At 52.4% G+C, this 21,552-nt stretch carries 22 protein-coding genes; 8 read left to right on the top strand and 14 right to left on the bottom strand.

The window, feature by feature from the left end; genetic code table 11:
- Nucleotides 1–6: 6 nt before the first annotated feature.
- Genes thpD through ectA form a run of 4 tightly spaced genes read right to left on the bottom strand, consistent with a single transcriptional unit; the run spans nucleotide 7 to nucleotide 3,305 of the window.
- Nucleotides 7–966 (bottom strand): ectoine hydroxylase, encoded by a 960-nt coding sequence (thpD, locus tag ACORNT_RS10685; protein ID WP_321390295.1) that lies wholly within the window; start codon nucleotides 964–966, stop codon nucleotides 7–9.
- 23 nt (nucleotides 967–989) lie between these two features.
- The gene (locus tag ACORNT_RS10680) at nucleotides 990–1,388 is read right to left on the bottom strand and encodes an ectoine synthase (protein ID WP_321390292.1); all 399 of its coding nucleotides are present in this window, start codon (nucleotides 1,386–1,388) and stop codon (nucleotides 990–992) included.
- 50 nt (nucleotides 1,389–1,438) lie between these two features.
- Nucleotides 1,439–2,746 (bottom strand): diaminobutyrate--2-oxoglutarate transaminase, encoded by a 1,308-nt coding sequence (gene ectB / locus ACORNT_RS10675; protein ID WP_321390289.1) that lies wholly within the window; start codon nucleotides 2,744–2,746, stop codon nucleotides 1,439–1,441.
- 58 nt (nucleotides 2,747–2,804) lie between these two features.
- The gene (ectA, locus tag ACORNT_RS10670; RefSeq protein ID WP_321390286.1) at nucleotides 2,805–3,305 is read right to left on the bottom strand and encodes a diaminobutyrate acetyltransferase; all 501 of its coding nucleotides are present in this window, start codon (nucleotides 3,303–3,305) and stop codon (nucleotides 2,805–2,807) included.
- A 233-nt stretch (nucleotides 3,306–3,538) separates the two neighbouring features.
- Between ectA and ACORNT_RS10665 the strand changes: the two genes are divergently transcribed.
- Nucleotides 3,539–4,066, top strand: a complete 528-nt coding sequence (locus ACORNT_RS10665) for a MarR family winged helix-turn-helix transcriptional regulator (RefSeq protein ID WP_321390284.1) — start codon at nucleotides 3,539–3,541, stop codon at nucleotides 4,064–4,066.
- 130 nt (nucleotides 4,067–4,196) lie between these two features.
- On the opposite strand, the gene ACORNT_RS10660 is transcribed toward ACORNT_RS10665, so the two are convergent.
- From ACORNT_RS10660 to ACORNT_RS10645, 4 genes are all read right to left on the bottom strand, one after another.
- Nucleotides 4,197–4,685, bottom strand: a complete 489-nt coding sequence (locus ACORNT_RS10660) for a flavin reductase family protein (protein WP_321390280.1) — start codon at nucleotides 4,683–4,685, stop codon at nucleotides 4,197–4,199.
- A gap of 67 nt (nucleotides 4,686–4,752) precedes the next feature.
- On the bottom strand, nucleotides 4,753–5,574 hold the full coding sequence (locus ACORNT_RS10655; protein ID WP_321390278.1) for an alpha/beta hydrolase: 822 nt from the start codon (nucleotides 5,572–5,574) through the stop codon (nucleotides 4,753–4,755).
- A gap of 36 nt (nucleotides 5,575–5,610) precedes the next feature.
- Nucleotides 5,611–6,840, bottom strand: a complete 1,230-nt coding sequence (locus ACORNT_RS10650) for an LLM class flavin-dependent oxidoreductase (RefSeq protein ID WP_321390275.1) — start codon at nucleotides 6,838–6,840, stop codon at nucleotides 5,611–5,613.
- Between the two features lie 127 nt (nucleotides 6,841–6,967).
- The gene (locus ACORNT_RS10645; protein WP_321390272.1) at nucleotides 6,968–8,137 is read right to left on the bottom strand and encodes an acyl-CoA dehydrogenase family protein; all 1,170 of its coding nucleotides are present in this window, start codon (nucleotides 8,135–8,137) and stop codon (nucleotides 6,968–6,970) included.
- Between the two features lie 449 nt (nucleotides 8,138–8,586).
- On the opposite strand from ACORNT_RS10645, the gene ACORNT_RS10640 reads away from it, so the two are divergent.
- The 5 genes from ACORNT_RS10640 to ACORNT_RS10620 all read left to right on the top strand — a co-directional run bounded on the left by ACORNT_RS10640 (nucleotide 8,587) and on the right by ACORNT_RS10620 (nucleotide 12,438).
- Nucleotides 8,587–9,270 (top strand): GntR family transcriptional regulator, encoded by a 684-nt coding sequence (locus ACORNT_RS10640; protein WP_321390269.1) that lies wholly within the window; start codon nucleotides 8,587–8,589, stop codon nucleotides 9,268–9,270.
- 379 nt (nucleotides 9,271–9,649) lie between these two features.
- Entirely contained in the window at nucleotides 9,650–10,639 is a 990-nt protein-coding gene (locus ACORNT_RS10635) for a dihydrodipicolinate synthase family protein (RefSeq protein ID WP_321390266.1), read from the top strand.
- Between the two features lie 54 nt (nucleotides 10,640–10,693).
- Complete coding sequence (locus ACORNT_RS10630; RefSeq protein ID WP_321390263.1) at nucleotides 10,694–10,960, top strand: hypothetical protein; 267 nt, start codon at nucleotides 10,694–10,696, stop codon at nucleotides 10,958–10,960.
- 27 nt (nucleotides 10,961–10,987) lie between these two features.
- Complete coding sequence (locus tag ACORNT_RS10625) at nucleotides 10,988–11,812, top strand: hypothetical protein (protein WP_321390260.1); 825 nt, start codon at nucleotides 10,988–10,990, stop codon at nucleotides 11,810–11,812.
- The gene (locus ACORNT_RS10620; protein ID WP_321390258.1) at nucleotides 11,809–12,438 is read left to right on the top strand and encodes a 2-hydroxychromene-2-carboxylate isomerase; all 630 of its coding nucleotides are present in this window, start codon (nucleotides 11,809–11,811) and stop codon (nucleotides 12,436–12,438) included. Before ACORNT_RS10625 ends, ACORNT_RS10620 begins: the two co-directional genes overlap by 4 nt.
- Before the next feature lie 107 nt (nucleotides 12,439–12,545).
- Here ACORNT_RS10620 and ACORNT_RS10615 read toward each other — a convergent pair whose 3' ends face one another.
- The 6 genes from ACORNT_RS10615 to ACORNT_RS10590 form a co-directional block, all read right to left on the bottom strand.
- The gene (locus tag ACORNT_RS10615) at nucleotides 12,546–13,322 is read right to left on the bottom strand and encodes a 2-keto-4-pentenoate hydratase (RefSeq protein WP_321390256.1); all 777 of its coding nucleotides are present in this window, start codon (nucleotides 13,320–13,322) and stop codon (nucleotides 12,546–12,548) included.
- Nucleotides 13,323–13,326: 4 nt separating this feature from the next.
- Nucleotides 13,327–14,127: a 2-keto-4-pentenoate hydratase gene (locus ACORNT_RS10610; protein WP_321390252.1), complete on the bottom strand. Its 801-nt coding sequence runs from the start codon at nucleotides 14,125–14,127 to the stop codon at nucleotides 13,327–13,329.
- Between the two features lie 7 nt (nucleotides 14,128–14,134).
- Nucleotides 14,135–15,601, bottom strand: a complete 1,467-nt coding sequence (locus tag ACORNT_RS10605; RefSeq protein ID WP_321390250.1) for a 2-hydroxymuconic semialdehyde dehydrogenase — start codon at nucleotides 15,599–15,601, stop codon at nucleotides 14,135–14,137.
- Between the two features lie 86 nt (nucleotides 15,602–15,687).
- Entirely contained in the window at nucleotides 15,688–16,611 is a 924-nt protein-coding gene (locus ACORNT_RS10600) for a catechol 2,3-dioxygenase (protein ID WP_321390248.1), read from the bottom strand.
- 33 nt (nucleotides 16,612–16,644) lie between these two features.
- Entirely contained in the window at nucleotides 16,645–16,932 is a 288-nt protein-coding gene (locus ACORNT_RS10595; protein ID WP_321390245.1) for a 2Fe-2S iron-sulfur cluster-binding protein, read from the bottom strand.
- 5 nt (nucleotides 16,933–16,937) lie between these two features.
- Nucleotides 16,938–17,519 carry a 2-hydroxychromene-2-carboxylate isomerase gene (locus ACORNT_RS10590; protein WP_321390242.1) on the bottom strand — a complete coding sequence of 194 codons (582 nt, stop codon included), beginning with the start codon at nucleotides 17,517–17,519 and terminating at the stop codon, nucleotides 16,938–16,940.
- Between the two features lie 374 nt (nucleotides 17,520–17,893).
- Here ACORNT_RS10590 and ACORNT_RS10585 point away from each other — a divergent pair, with 374 nt between their 5' ends.
- Complete coding sequence (locus tag ACORNT_RS10585) at nucleotides 17,894–18,904, top strand: AraC family transcriptional regulator (protein ID WP_321390239.1); 1,011 nt, start codon at nucleotides 17,894–17,896, stop codon at nucleotides 18,902–18,904.
- 191 nt (nucleotides 18,905–19,095) lie between these two features.
- Entirely contained in the window at nucleotides 19,096–21,447 is a 2,352-nt protein-coding gene (locus ACORNT_RS10580) for a TonB-dependent receptor (RefSeq protein ID WP_321390236.1), read from the top strand.
- The last annotated feature ends 105 nt before the right edge of the window (nucleotides 21,448–21,552 follow it).

The following is a 21,552-nucleotide window of genomic DNA, read 5'->3' as shown; positions in this document are numbered from 1 at the left end:
TCGCTTTTATCCTGCCGTCCTGCGACTGGCCTGTTGCCAATTTTGTGCGGAGCTGGACAGAAGAGCATTCTCTTCCGGCATAACGATTTCTATCTCCTTCCGTGCGGCGATAAATTCGGGACGGGGTGACAGGGACCCGAACGGTGCACGGATCCTGTTTTGCACGCTGTTATAGACAAAAAAGGCATTGCTTCTGGAGTACGGGGTGATATTGCCGTTTGAGCCGTGCATGATATTGGAGTCAAAAATGACTACTGTTCCGGCTGGACCCGTGACCTGCTCTATACCGCCCTTGTTGGCGAGATATTCCAGACTGTGATGATCGGGAACCCCATATTCCTGTTTCTTCAGCGATTCCTTGTAATGCTCTTCCGGTGTTTCCCCGACACAACTGATAAAATCCCGGTGCGAACTTGGAATCATCATCAGGGCACCGTTCTGGGGCGTATTTTCGGTCAGCGTCACGGAAATACTGATCGCCCGCATGTTCGGCAGGCCGTCTTCCACATGCCAGGTCTCAAAATCAGAATGCCAGTAGAATTCCCGGCCCTCAAACCCCGGTTTATAATTCAGGCGGGACTGATGAATATATACATCATCGGCCAGGATGTCCCGGGCCACATTGACCAGCCGGGCGTCCCGCGAGAGTTTTTCGAAGACGCGGCTGTTTTTATGAATTCTGAAGATCGAGCGAATATCTCCGCTTTGCGGTTCAGAGATTACTTCCCTGTGTTGCCGGATATTTTCGGATTTCAAGCGCAGGTCCTCGAGTTCCCGCTGTAAAAGCCTGATTTCAATGTCGGAAAAAAAGTTTGTCAGGACCAGGAAGCCGTTTCGGTCAAAATCTTCCTTTTGCTCCCGGGTGAGCACTAACCCATCCTGCAAGTCCGTATAGACCACAGGATCATGCCGCAGCAGTATCTGGGGTTCGGTCCCTTTACGTGATGGATATAAATCCGATAACATTATTCCTCCTTTAAAGTCTGCCTTTATTCTGCAAGCGTGGCAGCCTCCAACGGATAGACGCCATTCTTGTCATGAGTTTCCTTGCCATTCAAAGGCGGGTTAAAGACACAGGCCATTTTCATTTCCGTTTTGGCCCGAAGCAGGTGTTTGTCGTTCTTGTCGAGGATGTAGATCATGCCCGGCGTAATCGGGTAAACCTTGCCGTCTTCGCAGGTCTCCACCTCGCCCTCTCCGCTCATACAGAAAACGGATTCCAGATGGTTCTGGTACCAGATCGGTGTTTCCGTCCCTGCATAAATAGTGGTGATATGGAAGGAAAATCCCATATTGTCATCCTTGAGCAGAAGCCGGACACTGTTCCATGTTTCGGCCTCTACCCTGCGCTCGCTGTTCTCTGCTTCATTCAAATGTCTGACGATCATTTCGTTATTCCTGTATTTTTTCGTTGATATCCCGATTGGAAAATATTGTGTCAGCCTTGGGCCGTTCCGGTTCCCAGTACTTCCTCGACACAGGATCTGAGGGTAAACAGGCCGGCCAGAAGTTCGTCTTCGGTAATGGTCAGCGGGCACAGGCACTTGACCACCTGACTTTCGGAGCCGCTTGTTTCAATCACCAGACCCTTGGAAAATGCTTTACGGACGATTTTCGAAGCAACCTCGCCATTGGCGCAGCTCAATCCCCGCATCATGCCCCGGCCCTTACCCATAAGATCGTCGTCCGGATAGTTGCGGGCAATTTTATTGAGCGCCACTTCAAGCAGCTTGCCCTTGTTCCGGACATCATTGACGAACCGCTCATTCTGCCAGAAATGCTCGAACGCCGCAGTCGCGGTGACAAAGGCGTGGTTGTTGCCCCGGAAGGTGCCGTTATGCTCGCCTGGCTTCCACATGTCATATTCCGGTTTGAATATGGTGACGGCGAACGGCAGGCCGTACCCACTAAGGGATTTTGACAGGGTGATGATGTCCGGCTCGATGCCCATGTCCTCGAAACTGAAGAAGCTTCCGGTCCGGCCGCAGCCAGCCTGGATATCATCGACAATCAGCAACATGTCGTGCTTCCGGCAGACCTTCTCCAGATTGCGCATCCAGTCGGCGGAGGCCACGTTCAGGCCGCCTTCGCCCTGGACTGTTTCCACAACTGCGGCGGCGGGATGGTCAATGCCGCTTGAGGAATCTGACAGAATTTTATCCAGATATTCCGTTGTATCAACATCCGGACCCATATAACCGTCATAGGGCATAAAGGTCACGCCGCCCAGCGGAATGCCCGAGGCATTGCGGTGATGGCTGTTGCCGGTTGCCGCCATGGCGCCGACTGAAACCCCGTGGAAGCCGTTGGTAAAGGAGATGATATTATGACGTCTCTTGATGTTACGTGCCAGTTTAAAGGCGGCCTCTACCGCATTCGTACCGGTTGGACCTGTAAACTGGACCACATAATTCATCTTGCGGGGGGCCAGAATGACTTCATCAAATGTCTTGAGAAAGTTTTCTTTGGCGTCTGTGTGCATATCCAGGCCATGGGTAATCCCGTCGCGGGAAATATAGTCCAGTAACCGTGATTTCAGGAATGGATGATTATGCCCGTAATTCAGCGTTCCCGCCCCGGCCAGAAAATCCAGATATTTCTTCCCTTTCTGGTCGAACAGATAAGCCCCTTCTGCCCGGTCGAATGTGGTGGGGAACGAAAGGGCATAGCTTTGTACGGAGGACTCCATTTCCTCAAAGATATCAGTGTTTTCGGCGGTTACGGCAAGTGCCGTTTTGCTGGACATATTAACTCCTTTAAAGTTTTTCTGATCCAAGAATAAAGATAGTTTCTGCGTGTATTTGTCAGATGAAATAGGTTCTGAAAGGACCTATTTCTGCCAGGAACTCGCTATCATGGCGGCCCTGGAAATCGCGATCCCTGTCAAAAAACTCCTTCTTTTGCATCTGTGTATTCAGCTCACGGGCAAGGGAGGAGAAAAGTCCCCAGGATGCGGCATTATCATCGGTGATGGTGGTCTGCAGCCAGTTTACCGGCCGGCATCTCGGCCGGGTCAAGATTTCCATCAGCATTTTCTTGCCCAAGCCTGCGCCGCGGGCACGTTCATCCACCGCCACCTGCCAGACGAAAATGCTGTTGTTGGTCTGTGGCGGCATATAGGCAGAGATAAAGCCGGCAACACCCTCGTCATCCTCGGCAAGGACACAGGTTTCGGCGAAATGACTACATTGCAGCAAATTGCAGTAAAGCGAGTTCCGATCCAGCGGCTCGCAACGTCCTATCAGATCATTTACTGCAACGGCGTCCCTCTGTTCCGGTTTCCGCAGTTGATATTCAGACGTCATTTTATCCTAATTTTAATATTACTTAGTTTTTCAATATATTTTTCGTCTAGACACTTAGTGTTCCTAAATGTTTTTATCAAGTATTTATTTCACTTATTTTAATATTCCCCTGTTTTACTTAGTTTTTTTATTTTTATTTTCTAAGTAAATATTTTAACCATTAATTGGTTTATGTGGTAAAAAGCATAAACAGCCTATGGACAAAGCGACGATGTATGGATGCACAGACTAGTATGACGGTAACAACAGGTATGGATGCTCAGGAAAAAATGCTGGTAGCCCTGCGCCGGATCATTCGGGCAACCGATCTGCACTCCAAAAGAATGGCCCGGGAGACGGGCCTGACCCTGCCGCAATTACTGCTTATGCAGGCCGCGCACGGGCTTGGTGACGTAACGGTAGGCCAGTTGGCCCAGGAAATGAATCTGACCCAGGCCACCATTACCACCATCGTCGATCGACTGGCCAAGGCCGACATGGTCTATCGGGAACGGGATACGGTGGATAAACGCAAAGTTTTTGTGCGCCTGACCGACAAGGGCCGAACAACCCTGATCAAGGCGCCGCCAGCCCTTCAGGACAAACTCAGCACCCACTTCAGTCACCTGGATGAATGGGAGCAGAATTTTATTCTGGCTGCCCTGCAGCGGGTCGCCCGGTTAATGGATGCAGAAAGCCTGGATGCCTCGCCGGTTCTGGACGTGGGAGAAATAACCAGATCAGATACAATGCCGACTTCAAGCACGAAGACGCCAGATTAATCCTGATCGCGGCAAATAGGCTACCCTGCCTGCATAGTTCGGACTGAAAATGACCCGCCAAAACATCTACCCCGGAAAGTCATCAACAAACCCGGCCCGTCTGAAAGGAATCCGCAGGGTCTCATCGGCTTTACAGACTGCTAACCGATACGTACTTGCCAGCCTGGAAAACGAGAGGCGGTACATCGTTACAAGCAAGGTCAAGCACCTCGCCAACAAAAATGATATGATCGCCGCCTTCATATTGATAAACGGTTTTGCACTGCATCCTTGCACAACAACCATCAAGCAACGGCGTTTTTCCCAAGCCATCGTCAACATCCAGGTCGGCAAATTTATCTTCCCCGCGCGAGGCAAAGCGGTTGGACAGGGCCTGTTGATTTTCGGCAAGAATATGAATGGTAAAATATTCTGCATCCGTGTAGACGGGCAGACTGAAGGCGGTTTTGGCCAGACTCCACAGGACAAGTGGCGGCTCAAGTGATACGGAACTAAAACTGTTTGCGGTGACGCCCACAGGTTCACCATCGGCACTGCGCGCCGTAATGACGGTGACACCGGTTGTGAAAGCGCCGAGCGCACGCCGGAATTCCATAGAATTAATTGCTGGTTTCTGCATGATGATCTCTTCTGGCGCTCACATGGCTTTTGCTGAATGCAGCGCCACGTGAGCCCTGTTCAATAGTTTAGGAAATAAAGTTCCTGACGTCAGCCAGCGCGTCGTCAAGTTTTTCCATCTGCAGGATGTGCCCGCAGTCTTCGTAGACCCGCACTTGACAATTGCTGATGCCTGAGCCGAAGTCCTCCGCATAGACTGACGGCATCACACGGTCTTCCCGTCCCCAGAGTATCAGTGCGGGGATGGTGATACGGTGCAGTCGGCTTCTCAGACCGGTATCGGGGAAAGGCCACAGGAATTTACCCGCACACCCCAGGTTCCAGACACTTTGCGCCACAAACATCGGTATATCGGCAGGGTTCTCCGGTGGTGTAAACATGGCCTGAGCACCCGGCAACGAAGGATCCTTGAACAGGAACCCGGGAATCTTGTCCGGTGCTGCCGCATATAGGTCAGCCAGTCCAGGTGCGGCGTCATCGCGCCACAGTCCACATGGCGCCAAACCGATCAGCCGGCTGAACAGTGTCGGAAAATAAGAGGCAAGATCACAGGCAATCATGCCGCCCATGGATTGTCCGACGGCAATGGCGCCGGTCAGATCAAGCTTCCGAACCAACTCTTCATACATCAGAAGCAGGTCGGTATAGCTGTCCACCTTGTGAATACTGTAAGGATCGCCCGGGGTCGTTCCGGGCACTTCCGGCGCATAAACAGTATAGTCCTGCGCCAGCCGGTCGAGGAATTCGTCCCAGTACAGACCGGCCGCCGGATGAAAATAAATCAGCGCCGGGCCGCTGCCTGCAATACGCACACGCATATTGATTTTGTCATTCCAGACGCTTACGGTTTCGTCCTTTTCAGGCCCCTTGATATTTGTGTTGTTGCTCATTTCGTATAACTCCGAATTTGTATCTGCAGCTGCCTGTTATTTGGAAAGACCTGTCGGCCACCAATGGTTTTCCCAATTCTGGTCTCCGAAGGTCTTTGCCCATTCTTCACGCAATCTGGGCATCACTTTTTCTGCAAGCAGGCTGATATTTTTTTTGGTCAGTTCGGTCGGCATTGATCCGTGCTGCGTCATAAGCAGAAGGTTGCCGATGCGGTTTTGTTTGACCAGTTCGAGGAGCTGTTCGGTAACCGTGTCCACGCTGCCGACAATACAGGCCTGGGAATCAACAATCTCTTCATATGTTGCGGTGCGCATCTTCGGAAAAATACCGAAATCGCCGGGATCCTTGGTAATGGCCTCTACGCCGCGAATGTCCATATACCCTGGAATACCGAGACTGGTGGGTGGAATACAGCCCAAACCGGTGTTGAATCCCGCCTTGACGTGCGGTCCATACTCGCGGTGAGCCTCCTCATCGGTTTCACCGACAGCAACACATTGCAGGAAGGCCAGACGATAGGGGTTACGGTCACGGCCGCGTTCCTCGGCCAGGTCCCAATAGCGCTGGAATACCCGGCCCGTAAGTTTCGGACCGAACCAGCTCAGATACAGGAACACCTGGTTGCGATCGAGAATACCGCCGAGGGTGTGTGGATTACCCACCGCCGGCGACCATACCGGCAGGTTCGGCTGTACCGGCCGCGGCCAGATATTCACATGGGGATGTTTGTTAAAACGACCATTCCAGGCAAAGGGTTCCTTCTCTTTATGCGCCTTGTCGATCAGCGCAATATTTTCGGCGAATCGGGCCCGTGTTTCTATCGGCGGGATACCCTGGTTCTGGTTTGAATCATAGCTGAGAGAAATCGGGAATCCGGCAATCAGACGGCCGCCGCTGATCTGGTCAAGAACGGCATATTCTTCTGCGATACGGAGTGGCTCTTTGGACTTACCAAGAGCGCGTCCCAGGCAAGCCAAAGCTGTATCCAGGCCTTCAGACTGGGTGGCATAGGCCAGTGCTGCAAGCTGCAGATTCGGGTTGGGCAGGACGTCATAAGAAGCCTGACTATGTTCGGTCAGGCCGATGCCGTCGAACCCGCATCGTGCCGCATGCAGCATCTCGTCAAGAAAATGGACATGATCCTGGTGCATAAGCTCCGAATCCACCAGATCAAAATACGGCGTGGTCACAACAGAGTTGTATTTTTCCGCAAAATCATCAGGCAGATGCCGATATGGTAACTGCTGGAAAGATAATACTTTCATTGGTTTCTCCTATTCGACGCGGTCCTTCGCGTTTCATCCGGCGCATGGCGCCCGTTATTTTCATTCTAGAATGTTACTTAATTTGATGCAGACGTCCCCTGTACCCAAAGATTCAGGGAGCAAAATTCTATATAAGGTTCAAAGTGTTGGGATGGCCCATATGCATGCCGCCATAGTTGCGCGCATATCCATTAAAGTTAAAGGCCATATGCGTTGTCGCGCTATGCAGATCGCGAAAGGCCCTCTGCAGCGAGTCCCCCTCAAAGATCGTATGGGCGCCGCTGATGGAATACAGTCTGGATATGACTTCGGTACAGGAATGAACCGATTTGGCCAGTTCCCAGAGATGACGTACTTTATCGATGGCTGGCTGTTCTCGTCCCTCGCTTGCCGCCTGGAAAGCAGCCTGCTGGTTATTATGACTGAGAGCCCGTGCCGCACGGATCACATACTCGGTCTCCGCAATATAGCGATGCACATCCGGATTTTCCGAGTATTTCGCACGGTCCAGCGCCGCAAGCCGAGACTTGTTACGGTCGATATACTGATCCAGGATACCCCGGGCCATACCATGAGAAGCAGCCGCCAGCATTTCGCCAAAAACCAGACCGAACGGGATTTTGTAAATCGCACTCACATGGTCCGGCGGCGGCGGAGCGGCTCCAAAAATCGCATGATGGCGGCTTTCCGGGACAAATACATTCTCCATACGAAGCCGTTTGCTTCCGGTGCCGGCCAGGCCCATCGTCTTCCAGTCGTCAATAATTTCATATTCGGACCGGGGCACAAAAAATCCACACAGGGTAGGTTCCTCCCCTTCAGCCCGGGGGGGTCGCACACCCCCTACTATAGCCCAATGCGCATGATCGCAACCACTTGAATAAGGCCACTCACCCGTGAGAAGAAAACCGCCTTCCGTCGGCTTTACTTCACCGGTCGGCGCATAGGCAGAAGACAGTAGTATATTATTATCTTCACCCCAAATCTCTTCAATCGCCTCGTCCGGAAGAAGCTGAACTTCCCACTGATGCAAGGCGAGAACGGCAAGAGTCCAGCCGCTTGAACCGCAGGCCGAGGCCACTTCATAGATTACTTCCGCCAACACTTCAGGCGGCATTTCATAACCACCGTAAGCTTTCGGCTGCAGAATCTTGAAGAATCCCGCCTCGCGAAATTCGGAGATTGTTTCCTGTCCAACAACGCGCGCCTGCTCAACTTCGGCAGCACGCTCTCTCAACTGAGGTTTCATCGCCCTCGCGCGTTCAATAAGGCCTTCCGGCATTAGATTACTCTCCATCGAATTACAAACCCTATATCCCCCACCATAACTTTCTCAGTACTTTTTCAGGCAAAAACTTTCTCGATCTTGACCGGTAAACTCAGAGCTTCCGGCCGATAAATCAAAATTTTCTTTCTGTAAAGCCGATGGACTCATTATGTAACATTCTAGCATGTATGTAAAGGACTGAATCAAAATAATTCTAGAATTCTAGCTTTATAAATGTATGATACACTCACTAAGTCTCACTAAAGAAAGAAACATTAATCAGCCATTCCGGGGAAAACCGGACTCATAATTTTAAGTCAGCGCAGGACCAGCACATACAGAACACGCCAGCGGCAATTTTGCAACAATCGCATTAGTCCCCCCGGCCGCACATTATGGATAAAGCATTCACAGTCTTGATAAACTGCGCAAAAATGAGTTAGATGTCTGACAAATTAAAAATAAGAAAGGTCACCAGATTGCGGAACTTGCATACATCGGCTTTGTCAGGAAAGACACGCGCCATCTGCGAAGAAATAGAAAAACGCCTGGTTCGGGGATTTTATCGCTTTGGCGACGAGATACTGGCCAATGATCTTGTCAAGGAATTCGGCGCCAGCCGTGCACCGGTTATGGCAGCCATGAATTATCTTCGGGCGGAAGGCTATCTGATCATTACCCCTCAGGTCGGCTGCAAAGTCATTTCCCCTACACCCTCCGAGATCAAGGATTTTTTCTTCGTCTTTGGGCGAGTAGAAGGAGCCTTTGCCGCAATGGCTGCAGAACGGCATGACGAAAAAGGTCTCGGCATGCTTCGCCTCCTGCAGCAACAGATCCAGCTTCACACTCCCAAGAAAGGCGAAACAATCAACGAGACATTCGTCGACCTGGTTGCTGACTTTCATCAGCAGATCTATCAGCTTTCCCATTCCAGATTTGAAGCGGAGCGCGCAACAAAATATTTCCGCATGTCCGAGTTCTTTCTTTTCAACAGCAACTCCATGAACATACCAGGCGGCGAACCGCTGGAAAAAGCAGACAAGGAAAGAGCTGCGATTGTTGAAGCCATCGCCGCCGGCGATGCAGATACTGCCAGCAAACTTATGGAGGAACATGTACGCGGCAAGCCCCAACGGGCTCAAGTGCAGCATGCCAATATGTAATCCTCTCTAGTTCTTAAATTTTTCGGACGGATCGAAACTCCTTTGGCCTTCCCGGGCCGGGAGTTTTGTTGCCTTTGCCCCTTGTTCCGTTATTCCTGCGCCAGAAGCCTGCCCGGCATTTGAACTTCCGCTCCGGCCCAAGATCAGCAGTCTTATTTTGTCAGTTCTGCAAACTCCGGCCTCGCCGCAGTAACATAATCCTGTTGATCTCATAATTCTAACCTGCTAGGATGTTAGTATTCCTGGTAAAGATTCAACCTGTGTCGACGAGCTATGGTGCAGTCGGATTATTCACCGGATTAATAATTTTTATTTTGTGGGAGTGTTTAACTCCCGCACACAGTTAAACGCCTTTAATAATTTGGAATAGGACTACACAATGGCCAAATCAAAATCTCTGCTCACCGTTGATGACATCGTCGGTGCATGGGCAATCATGCCAACCCCGGCAAAACCCGGGTCGACAGACTGGCGCGCCGAGGATACGGTGGACCTGGATGAAACTGCCCGGGTCGTAAACGGCCTTATCGAGGGCGGCGTCAACGGTATTCTTGCCATGGGAACGCTGGGCGAATGCGCGACCCTGACGTGGGAAGAAAAATATGAATTCATGGCTACACTCGTGGAGGCTGCCGCGGGAAGAGTGCCGGTATTTGTCGGCACAACTGCACTAAACACTCGCGAAACCATTCGCCAGACAAAAGCTGCTTCTGATCTGGGTGCGGACGGCACCATGCTGGGTGTTCCAATGTGGTGCGCCCCCAGCGTTGAAACTGCAGTTCAATATTACAAGGACGTGGCCGAAGCCTGTCCCGATATGGCAATCTGCGTCTATGACAACAAGGAAGCCTTCAAATTCGATTTCCCGACATCCTTCTGGGCGCAGGTCGCCTCAATCCCCCAGGTTGTGACCAGTAAATACGGCAGCATGGACAGGCTACTGCAGGACATTGCGGCCTCTCGCGGTCAGATAAGATTCCTGCCCATTGAGGCCGCCTATTACGGCGCGGCGCGGATGGAGCCCGACTTCTGTACCGCCTTTTGGTCAAACAGCGCCGTCTGTGGCCCGGCCACTGTCACCCGTTTCCGCGATGTGGTGGCCGATGCAAAACAGTCCGGCGACTGGAGTGAGGCAAAGGTCATGGCGGGCGAAATCGGTCACGCCCTGTCCACCTTGTTCCCCAACGGCAGCTTCAAGGATTTTTCAATGTATAATATCATACTGGAAAAAGAACGTATGAATGCAGCTGGCTGGATGGTCGCCGGACCAACCCGCCCGCCCTACCACATCGTGCCCGAAGACTATCTGGAGGGCGCACACGAATCCGGCCGCAGAGCTGCGGCCCTGCACAAGAAATATTCATCCTGAGATGGAGAATAGATTTCAGGTCAACCTAACAGGAATTTGCATTGGAGGTTTCCCATGACACAAATAGCGAGTGAACGCGCACTCTGGGATATTACGAGCGGCCCGGACAGGATTCAGCAATATCTTGCCGATCCCGACGCCTTTCTCTCTCAATATGGAATGAGCGAAGAGGAAAAACGATTCATGAAGGACAGAAACGTCAAGGCACTTGCAGACCAGGGACACAGCCACATGCTGCTGATGCTGTTCTGGGTTTCAGTTTCCGGCGGCTTCGAGTCCCTTCCCGAGTATCTTGGCAGCCTGAATGCGCCGTCACAGTAGTATAGAACTTTATCTGGAGATAAATAAATGGCAGAAATCATAGGTGGCTTCCTTCTTCCTCATGACCCCCTCATCACGGCAAACCCGACCGGCGCTCCCAAGGAACAGGCGGAGGCGGTTCACAACGCGTATGCTCATATCGGAAAACGCCTGGAAGAGTTGGAAGTCGACACCGTTATTGTAGTGGGCGATGATCATTATACCGTATTTGGGCCACATTGCCTTCCGCGCTGTCTTATCGTTACCGGTGAAGCCTCCGGTCCGGTTGAACCGTGGGTCGGTCTCCCCCAAAAACCGATTCCCATCAATCAACCCCTTGCCCGGCATATCATGCAGTATGGCTTTGATAATGGCGTGGACTGGGCTGTTGCCAAAAGCATTACACTTGATCATTCCACGACCCAGCCAGCTCATATGTGTTTTCTGGACAAGCCGCAAATCAAGGCAATCCCCGTGTTGATCAATTCCGGTGTGGAACCCCTGATTTCGAACAAGCGTTGTGTGGAGATTGGTCAATCCATGCGCCAGGCTGTAAAGTCCTGGAGCGGTGCTGAGCGTGTTGCCATTTTCGGTACCGGCGGCATTAGCCACTGGGTCGGCATGCCCGATATGGGCAGGGTCAACGTCGAATGGGACAGGATGATCATAGACGCCGTCGAAAAAGGTGATGTTGACAAACTTGTCGGCCTCAGTGACGAGGAAATTATCACACAGTCCGGCAACGGTGGCCTGGAAATCAAGAACTGGGTGGTAGCCCTTGGTTTTGTCGAAGGCGGACGCGGAAAACTGATTGAATATCAGCCAATACCACAATGGGTCACTGGCTGCGGCTTCATGGAGATTGCAGCGTGAAAACCATAGACTTCTATTTTGATATCTATAGTCCCTACGCCTATCTGGCCTTTCATCGCCTGACGGAGATTGCCGACAAATATAACTGCGCAGTTAACTATCTGCCGATTGATCTGAAACGAGCCAAGGTTGCAGCTGGCAACACCGGCCCGGCCAACATGCAGATCCCGCCGAAGATCCGTTACCTGATGACGGATCTCAAACGCTGGGCAACGCGCTATAATCTGCCCTTTGGTGCGATCCCCAAGAACATGGACTCCAGCCGGCTCAACAGAGGGGTTTTTTACGCAATTGAACGTGATGATGCCCGGGACTATGTTCGGGAATCCTACGATGCTGTCTGGGGACATGGTGGCGATATGACAAGCGACGAACTGTTAAGTGATATCGCGCGCAAACTGAACTGGGATCCAGAGGAGTTTCTGGCCTATATCGGTTCCGGCGACGCGGATGAAAAATATGAAAATCTGTTTAATGACGCAGTTGAACGCGGCGTGTTTGGCGTTCCCGTCGTGATCATTGATGATCAGATGTGGTGGGGCAATGACCGGCTTCATTTCGTCGAGGAGTATCTGGCGGAAAAAGCCAGATACTCAACGCGACTTCAGAGGCCGGCAAACTTTTGAAACCGGCCTGGTTTCATGACGGAAACCTTTTCCCATCAATAAATATTGAGACCAATCCCCGGCACTTCCGGGGATAGGTCTCATTGATTCCGTTATTCCCCTGAAAGTTATACCTGAGCCGCCTTCACAGAGAAATTGACCCGCCCCAGGTTCTGAACGGACAACCGCACATTTATACCTGGCATCAGCGGCACTGCAGCCGTCGCTCCACCCGCCATCAGTATCCAGCCGGCTTTCAATGCGAGTCCCTGTTCAGCGAGTAGAGCTGATGCCCCGGCAAGTGCTCGAACAGGATGCCCGAGAATCGCAGCGGAAGAACCGATTTCCACTGTCTTGCCGTCAAACTCCATCACCATACCCAGATTGGAAATCTCCATATCCGGCCGCGCCCATTGACCAACCACCAGACTGGAGGAAGATGTATTGTCCGCTACCACATCAGGAAGATTGAACTTGAAGGCTTTATAACGGCTGTCGATAATCTCGATGGCCGGCGCAATAGCCTCCACTGCCTCCAGGGCCTGAAGAGGACTGACTTTTCCTGACAGATCCCGTTTCATCAGAAAAGCGATTTCCGGTTCGACCCGGGGGTGAACGTAATCCTCAAGGTCGATCTCGCCGCCATCTTCAATCAACATCTTGTCGGTCAGACGTCCCCAGATCATTTCATCCAGCCCCATCTGCACCATCTTGGCCCGGGATGTGAACCCCATTTTAATTCCCAAGGGAACTTCACCTCTTTCATAGCGCCTTTTCAGCGACAGCGCCTGAACTTCATAGGCCTGTTCAAGGGTGAGCTCACTGCCGGCTTGTGAAAGCTGGGGGATTTCATTGGCGTCAAGGGCTGCTGTATCTACCAGTTCTGCAATTTGATTCAGGTTCACCTCTTTAAGCTCCTCTCTCGCCATTTACAAACGAAGCCCGGACAGATCCCAGTCCATTGACCCTCAACTCATATACCCCGACCCCGACATTAACGAGAGGCCCGAGGGAGCCAGACAGCAACGTGTCTCCTTTTTGAAGGGGCCTCCCAACCTTTGCCATTGTTCGAGCAAGCCAGTGCACCGCGGTAAGCGGATTGCCGAGGCAGGCTGCTCCGGCCCCGGTGGCAAGCGGTTCACCTTTGTGTTCGATCACCATGCCACAGAGACGTGGATCGAAATCTGTTAACGTTCGCGGCTCGCTGCCCAGTACATACACACCTGAAGAGGCATTGTCGGCCACAGTATCCAAAATCCGGATATTCCAGTCGGCAATTCTGGAATCCACCACTTCGATGGCACAAACAGCATAGTCTATGGCACTGAAGACATCCGCCAAAGTCAGTTTCTCATCATCCAGCGTTTGCCCCAGCACGAAAGCGATTTCACCTTCGATCCGGGGTTGAAGAAGGCTGGACAGAGAAATGTCCTCACCGTCGCAATAGGCCATATCTGAGAATAGAATACCGAAATCAGGTTGACTGACACCAAGCTGTTTTCGCACAGCCGGAGCTGTCAGACCGGCCTTGCATCCAATCGGTTTCCGCCCCTGCGCCAGCCAGTATTCAGTATTTTCATTCTGGATGGCATACCCGGTTTCAATATCATTTCGTCCCAGAACTTCATGAAGCGGTCTGCAGGGACGTTTGTGTTCAGCCGCCTCCCGCAACATGAGTGCAGCTTTCTTAATGTCATTCTGTTCCGTCATATCATCCTCACAACTTCATGCAGATATTTCTGAGTTCGGTATAAAATTCAAGGCTGTGCACCCCGCCTTCCCGGCCGATGCCGGACTGTTTGCTGCCGCCGAAAGCGGTACGCAGATCACGCAGGAACCAGCTGTTGACCCAGCAAATGCCGCAGTCGATCTTTGCCGCCACCCGGTGGCCGCGGGACAGGTTCTCCGTCCATACCGAGGACGCCAGGCCGTAGACCGTATCATTGGCCCGCCCGATCACTTCCTCTTCCGTATCAAAGGGACTGATATGACAGCAGGGACCAAATATCTCCTCTTTCATGATCGCACTGTCATCCCCGAGACCGGTCCAGATCGTCGGCTCCACCCAGGCGCCATTCTCAAGCTCTTCCGGCAAGCCGGGGATGCCGCCGCCGGTCACCACCGTGGCGCCCAGCTCCCGGGCCAGGTTGTAATAGCCCAGCACCTTCTGCTGATGTTCCCTGCTGATCAGCGGCCCCAGATTGACCGTCTCATCCTCGGGACGGCCGAGCTTCAGCCCTTCCGCGCCCTGCTTCAGGCGCGCGACAAACTCATCGAATATGGGGCGCTCCACAAACACCCGTTCCGTGCCCAGGCAGACCTGGCCGCAGTTGGCGAAGACTGAGCGCATGGTGCCCTCGATGGCCTTGTCCATGTCGCAGTCGGCAAAGACAATGGCCGGGTTCTTGCCGCCAAGCTCAAAGGACACATCCCGCACCCCCTCGGCAGCCGCTTTCATGATGGCGGTGCCGGTCCGGGTCTCGCCGGTAAAGGTGATGGCGTCGACCCCCGGATGTTCGGTCAGATACGCCCCGGCGCTGTCCGGCCCGAAGCCATGCACCACATTGAATACCCCTTTGGGCACCCCGGCCTCGTTCATCACTTCACCGAGCAGGGTTGTGGTCAGCGGCGTTTCTTCAGACGGTTTGACCACCACCGTATTACCGCAGGCCAGCGCCGGTCCCACTTTCCAGGTCATCAGCAACAGCGGCAGGTTCCAGGGCGAAATCACCCCGATCACCCCCTTGGGAGTGCGGACGCCATAGTTCTGCGCCCCGGCCCCGTCCGGCGTTTCCAGGAAGAAACCTTCGGTGGGCACATTCTTGATCACATCGGCAAAGACCTTGAAATTGGCTGCGCCGCGGGGAATATCGATATGGCTGGCCAGGCTCTTCGGCTTGCCGGTATCCAGGCATTCGGCCTCGAGAAACTCGTCAAAGCGGGCGTTAATACCGTCCGCCACCCGGTACAGAAGCCTGACCCGTTCATCAACGGTCATGCGTCCCCAGGGCCCCTTCAGGGCGGCGCGGGCGGCCTTGACCGCCGCATCCACTTCATCCCGCTTGCCTTCGTAAACCCGGCCGATGAGGCTGCCGTCCACCGGACAAATATTGTCAAAAACAGCGCCGGAAGTCCCGGCCGTATAGTCACCGTCAATAAAGTGAAGAATTTCCCTGTGTGACATGATCACTCCTTCAGTGCCAATAAGAAAAAAAGGTGGTTCCCGTTATGGGAGAAACGGGAACCACCCCAATGCCGTAGGAAGCATTGTCAAGTTACAACGCCCATAAAGCGGTCGTTGAGCTGACGCTCGTAATAGAAAATGGCGCGCCCCACTTCATCCTCACACCATTCCCTAACCGGATTGTCAGGATAAAAGGCATAACCACCGGCAAAGACCTCGTTGCGGTTGCCGCTGGGATCAAAGAAATAAATGGTCTGGCCGCGGGTAATGCCGTGCCGGGTCGGCCCAATATCTACAGAGATGTCATAGCGGGTCATGATGTCTGCTGCATGGCCAACATCATTCCAGTCCTCCAGAAGGAAGGAGCAATGATGGAATTTACCCTTTTCAGGATATCTGATCAGGGCAATATCATGGGCCTTGGTGCTACAGCTCAGGAAATAGGCATTGATCGTGCCATCATTGACACGGATAACTTCAGACACACTGAATCCCAGAACATCACGGAAAATTTCCATGGTTTCATCCAATGCATCACCATAAAGAAGACAATGGTCAAACCGGATCGGACGCATACCTCTGGGCGGATCTACCCAGACATGAGGGTCCTGCACCATCGGTCCGTTGTCGGATCTTTCCATCTCGGCATAAAAGTCAAAATAATGCCCCATGGGCGCCTGAAAACGGATACGCCGGCCAAGACCCGGCTGTTCGCCGGCCGCAATTTCCTCCACATCCAGGCCACGATCTTTCAACTGTGCCGAGATATCGTTCAATACTGTGTCATCAAGAACCTTGAAGCCCATACAGTCCATTCCCGGCTCATCCGCCGGACGCAAAATAATGCTATGATGATCAAACTCATCACTGGCTTTCAGATAAACCCGTCCATCCTTTTCACGACAAACTTCATCAAGGCCAATATAGTCCCGGTAATGGATAAGAGATTCCTCCATATCCAGTACCCTCAACTGACAAAAACCCGGTCGAAGCACTCCTGTTACTGCCATCCTGCTGTCTCCTTTTTCCTATAATTTTCTTACTCAAAAATTTGCGGTCCTGATCCTCAGGTCGCTTTCCGGATACAACCGGCAGGCCAGAACAATACCGCTTGTCTCCTCTTCCCGACTGACCTTGCTCCGGCTCATGGGCCCCAGCCGGTAGCTACCGGATAAAACCTTTATCCTGCAGAAGCCGCAGCCGCCGCGCCGGCACCCTATTTCAATCTCCCTGCGTCCCTGCCGCTCTGCTGCCGCCAAAATCGCTTCATTTCCACGACACCGAAAACTTTCCGAACTGTCGTCGAGACTTATTGTCCAGATCCTCTCCATTGAGGTCACGCCCCGGCCTGCTCATCCAGATAATCCCGAAGCCAGCCCAGGCGGTCATGTCCCCAGAAAATCTGGTCATTGGCCACAAAGGTCGGCACACCGATCACCCCTTTTGTCACAGCCTCCTGCCAGTTGCAGGACAGTTGATCCTGCCCCTCCTCGCTATGCAGGGCTGCCTTGAACTCTTCCCCGTCCAGACCGATGCCACAGGCCAGTTCGACAAGGATATCTTCCCGTCCGACATCAAGACCTTCGCCCCATTCCTTCAGCATGACCGTCTCGACATAGAGCCTCAGCTTTCCCACCTTCCCGGCATAGAGAGACCCCAGAGCAGGCAGGGTAGGATCGCAGTCCTTTGGCGGCGGACAGAAAATAAAACCTTTCTTACGGGCAATACGCCCCAGATCCTGGCGGGCAATACGAACCTTGTCCTGCAGGCGGGGATGATCCTGCGGTGTTCGCCCGTACCACCCGCCAAGAGGACGCCAGACCAGCCTGTTTCCTGCTTGCTCGATAACATCAAACATGGTGCGGGACGCCAGGTAGCAATAGGGGCTACGGAAATTGAAATAAACCTGTACGTCCATTGCAGCTCTCCAGACCAGAATCGCAGGCTTGCACATCCACCCGGGGATCGAGCTCAGCCGGAGTCCTTTTTGAATTTCATATCTTCACCCTATCAGGTGTGATTTCACCAAAACTAGCCAGAAACCGGCGCCACAAATATCCTGTTATGGAATCGCCTATCCGTTTTTGACTCGTTATTTACAACAGAAACCGGGCCGGCAAATCCTGTATAACTCTTTGTAAATGAAAGAGGTTATGACTGACCCTCTGGTTGCTTGACAAGGATTCATAAATTCTTGTATACTTATATTCTAGTATATTATACGACAGTTTTTTAGACGGCGCCAGACCGAAGCTTTCGAGTTTGCGCTTGATCTGTTTTGGAAAGACCGACATGGGCCATTTACTTTACAATCATTCAATCCTGCGCAATGCCCATCCCAGGGAAGTCTCAAAATATGTGAACTCCCTGGTCGGGGAACATTACCTGCGCGTGGTCAGCGGTCCCTCCCCTGAACGCAACCGGCGGGCTACTCTCAGCCACAAGCAAATTGAGAAGATCTCCTTCAATTATCTTTATTTTGGTGAAGAGGTCGTTGTATCAGCGACAAAACCGGCAAACTATTATCATCTACAATTTATTCTGGATGGAGAATGCGGCGTGCAAACCGGCTATGGGAACTTCACTGCAACCCGCGATACAGCCGTTATCGTTAATCCCTTTCATCCCGAGAGTTTCTTCTATTCCGAAGATTGCCGGAAAATAATCGTCAGAATCGAAAAGGAACGGCTGGATGCCTTTATGACCGAACTTATCGGCTCCCCCATACGGAAGCCCGTTGAATTCGGAAGCAAAGTCGATATGTCGTCGGAGAATGTTGCAAGCCTCTACCGGCTGGTCAGTTTCTTCTGTCAGGAACTCAATTCCAGCCACTCCAGTCTGCTGGAGTCAGATCACCTGTCGACCCCTGTCGAAACATTGTTCCTCCGGGCATTCCTCCAGGCCATCCCGAATAACTACAGCCACATGCTGTCCCACATGGGTCCTCATGCGGTGCCGATATCCATCCGCAAGGTAGACCGGTTCATTCACGAGAACCTGACAGAAGACATCACCATGAATGATCTTACCGATGTCTCCGGCCTGAGTATCAGGGTGCTATATAAAACTTTCGAGAGGTATAAACATATGGCGCCCATGGCTTATCTGAAAAAAGTGCGGCTCGAGAAAATCAGGGAAAAACTGACCTCGGGAGAACTGGCCGCCAGTACCATCACTGAACTGGCCCTGGAATATAATTTCAATCATCTAAGCCGCTTCTCGGCAGACTACAAAAAACATTTCGGTGAGTTACCGTCTGAATCCCTGAAGTTTCATTCCCACAAGTCGAGAAAGAAATGCTGAATGTTGGGGTTTTTTATTCACTCAAGGGATATTGCATTCTATGACGGGCTACTCTCCAGCCGCCAAAACTGGCTCAATACCGGGCATTCCGGTTCTTTGTCGACCCGTAACAGAGCGACAGAAAATCCAAGAATCAAAAAAGTAGGTTAATTTTGTAACATAGTGGCCCGGGAGGCCCCAGGGAGATAAATATGAAGTTGTTAAAAAAATCCCCAGTCAGAAATCTGACAAAAACCAGTCTTCTTGTGACGGCTGCTGTCCTGCCAAATTTTGTGACAGGACCGTTTGCGTCAGAAACAAGCGCTGAGGAAATCATACTTGAGGAAATCACGGTTACCGCCCGGAAAGTTTCGGAAAACCTGCAGGACACACCTGTCTCCGTGGCCGCCTTCACCGGCAACAACATGGAAGCCCGCGGCATTACTGATGTCTCTGAAATTTCCGACTACACCCCCAACATGCAGTTTGATTTCACGGCCCCGTTATCCGGCAGCAGTAACGCCGCTGTTATTTTCATCCGCGGCGTGGGTCAGACCGACTTCAATCATAATGTGGACCCCGGTGTCGGTGTCTATATTGACGGCGTTTATCTGGCCCGTTCGGTAGGCGGCGTTCTTGACCTTCTTGACGTAGAGCGGATTGAGGTTCTTCGCGGACCACAGGGTACCCTTTTCGGCAAGAACACGATCGGCGGCGCCGTCAGTGTAACCACCAAAAAACCCGGGGCAGACTTTGAAGGCAAGGTCAGCGCCACCTATGGCCGGTTCGACAGAATCGATATCAACGGCATGATCAACATCCCGCTAAATGAAGACAAAGTGGCCCTTCGCCTGTCCGGCAACAGCCAGAGCCGGGACGGCTTTGCCTATCGTGCGGACGGCGTAAGCCTCGGCGGCAAGGACAGCACCAGCGCCCGCGCCACCCTGTACTGGGATGTAACCGATAGTCTGGACATCACCCTTTCCGGCGACTGGAGCACAGCGGATGAAGATTCCCCGGTCGAATCCCTGATTGCGATCAACCCCGACGCCCAACTGATCATTTTAAACAACATATTTGTCGCCACGGATCCAAGCGGGATTTTTGATGACAGGTTTGTGGTCGACAGCCTTGATGTGGGCGGTGTGATGGATTACGGCACATCCGACAGGATTGGATCCGAATATGATATTTACGGTATATCCATGACCCTGGACTGGAATATCGCCGGCATTGATGTCAAATCCATCACCGCTTACCGGGATATGGATATGAGTTTCGGCCGGGACGCGGACCATTCCCCGCTGATCATCCAGGGAACCGCCAACGAAATCGAACACGAACAATTCAGTCAGGAATTCAACATCACCGGCACCGCCTTTGATGACAAGCTGGACTGGCTGTTTGGCGCTCTTTATTTCGAAGAACAGTCCTATAACTACGCCGTTGTGCCGATTGTACCCGGTCTGTTCCAGAATCCCGGCCTTGAAGCCATGGCGCTCAGCCTGCCCGACGGTGCGGACAAGGAGCGTCTGCTGGGCATCGTGAACGGCGGCGCCTCCGGTGGCGGCCCCGACAGCATCGACAACAAAAGCTATGCAGCCTTCCTGCACACCAGCTACCACTTTACGGAGCAGTTCACCCTGACGGCCGGGTTGCGTTACACACACGAGAAAAAATACGTCAATGTACAGTCCATGTTCTTTGAACTTGCCCAGCTGTTGCCGGAAGGTGCGCCGATCCCGGACGCTTTCTACCAGCTCACTGATACAGATGACGAGAAAGAATTCGACAATCTGTCGGCGCACCTGAACCTGGAATATCGCTGGAATGACGATGTCATGACTTACCTGTCCTATTCCGAGGGCTTCAAAAGCGGCGGTTTTAATGCCCGTTATCTTTCACCCCGTCCGGCCCCCATCTCATTTGATGAGGAAGAGGTCACCTCCTATGAATTCGGTATCAAGTCGGAACTGTTCGATCGCAGATTGCGCCTGAATATTTCCGCCTTCTATTCCGATTATACCAACATCCAGGTGAGCGCGGTCCAGAACGGCGAGCCCTTTACCCAGAATGCCGCTGAAGCGACCATCAAGGGATTTGAGGTGGAGTTTACGGCTCGTCCGACAGAGGCCCTGACCCTCATGGGCGGCATCGGTTATCTGGATGCCGGATATGACAGCTTGGAGCCCGGCACCCTGGTGACCCTTGATGATATGTTCGTCGACACTCCGGAATGGTCCTTCAATATTGCGGCAGAATATATGCTTCCCCTGAGCGATTCCGCTGAACTCGTTTTCCGCGGCGACTATTCCTACCGCACTGAATTTGCCAATGACGCCACCAATACCCCCGGACTGATCCAGGACGGCTACGGCTTGCTCAACGGAGGGATAACCCTTGATTTTGTGGAAACTGGCCTGTCGGTCTCTGTTTTTGGACGCAACCTGACTGACGAATATTATATCATGAGCGGCTGGGCCGATATCGGCAGCATCGGCCTGGTGGACGGCACCTGGGGCAGGCCCCGTGAATGGGGCGTGACTGTAGGTTATCACTTCTGAGAATAGCATTATCCCAACCAGTCAAAAAGCGCGGGGTCAGCGAACTCCGCGCTTTTTTTCATCCTAATAAGATCTCACAGCGTTTACCCATAACTGGAAACGCTA

The organism is Emcibacter sp. (genome assembly GCF_963675455.1).
Classification (GTDB): Bacteria; Pseudomonadota; Alphaproteobacteria; order Sphingomonadales; family Emcibacteraceae; genus Emcibacter.
This window is presented reverse-complemented; position numbering and strand designations above follow the sequence as displayed.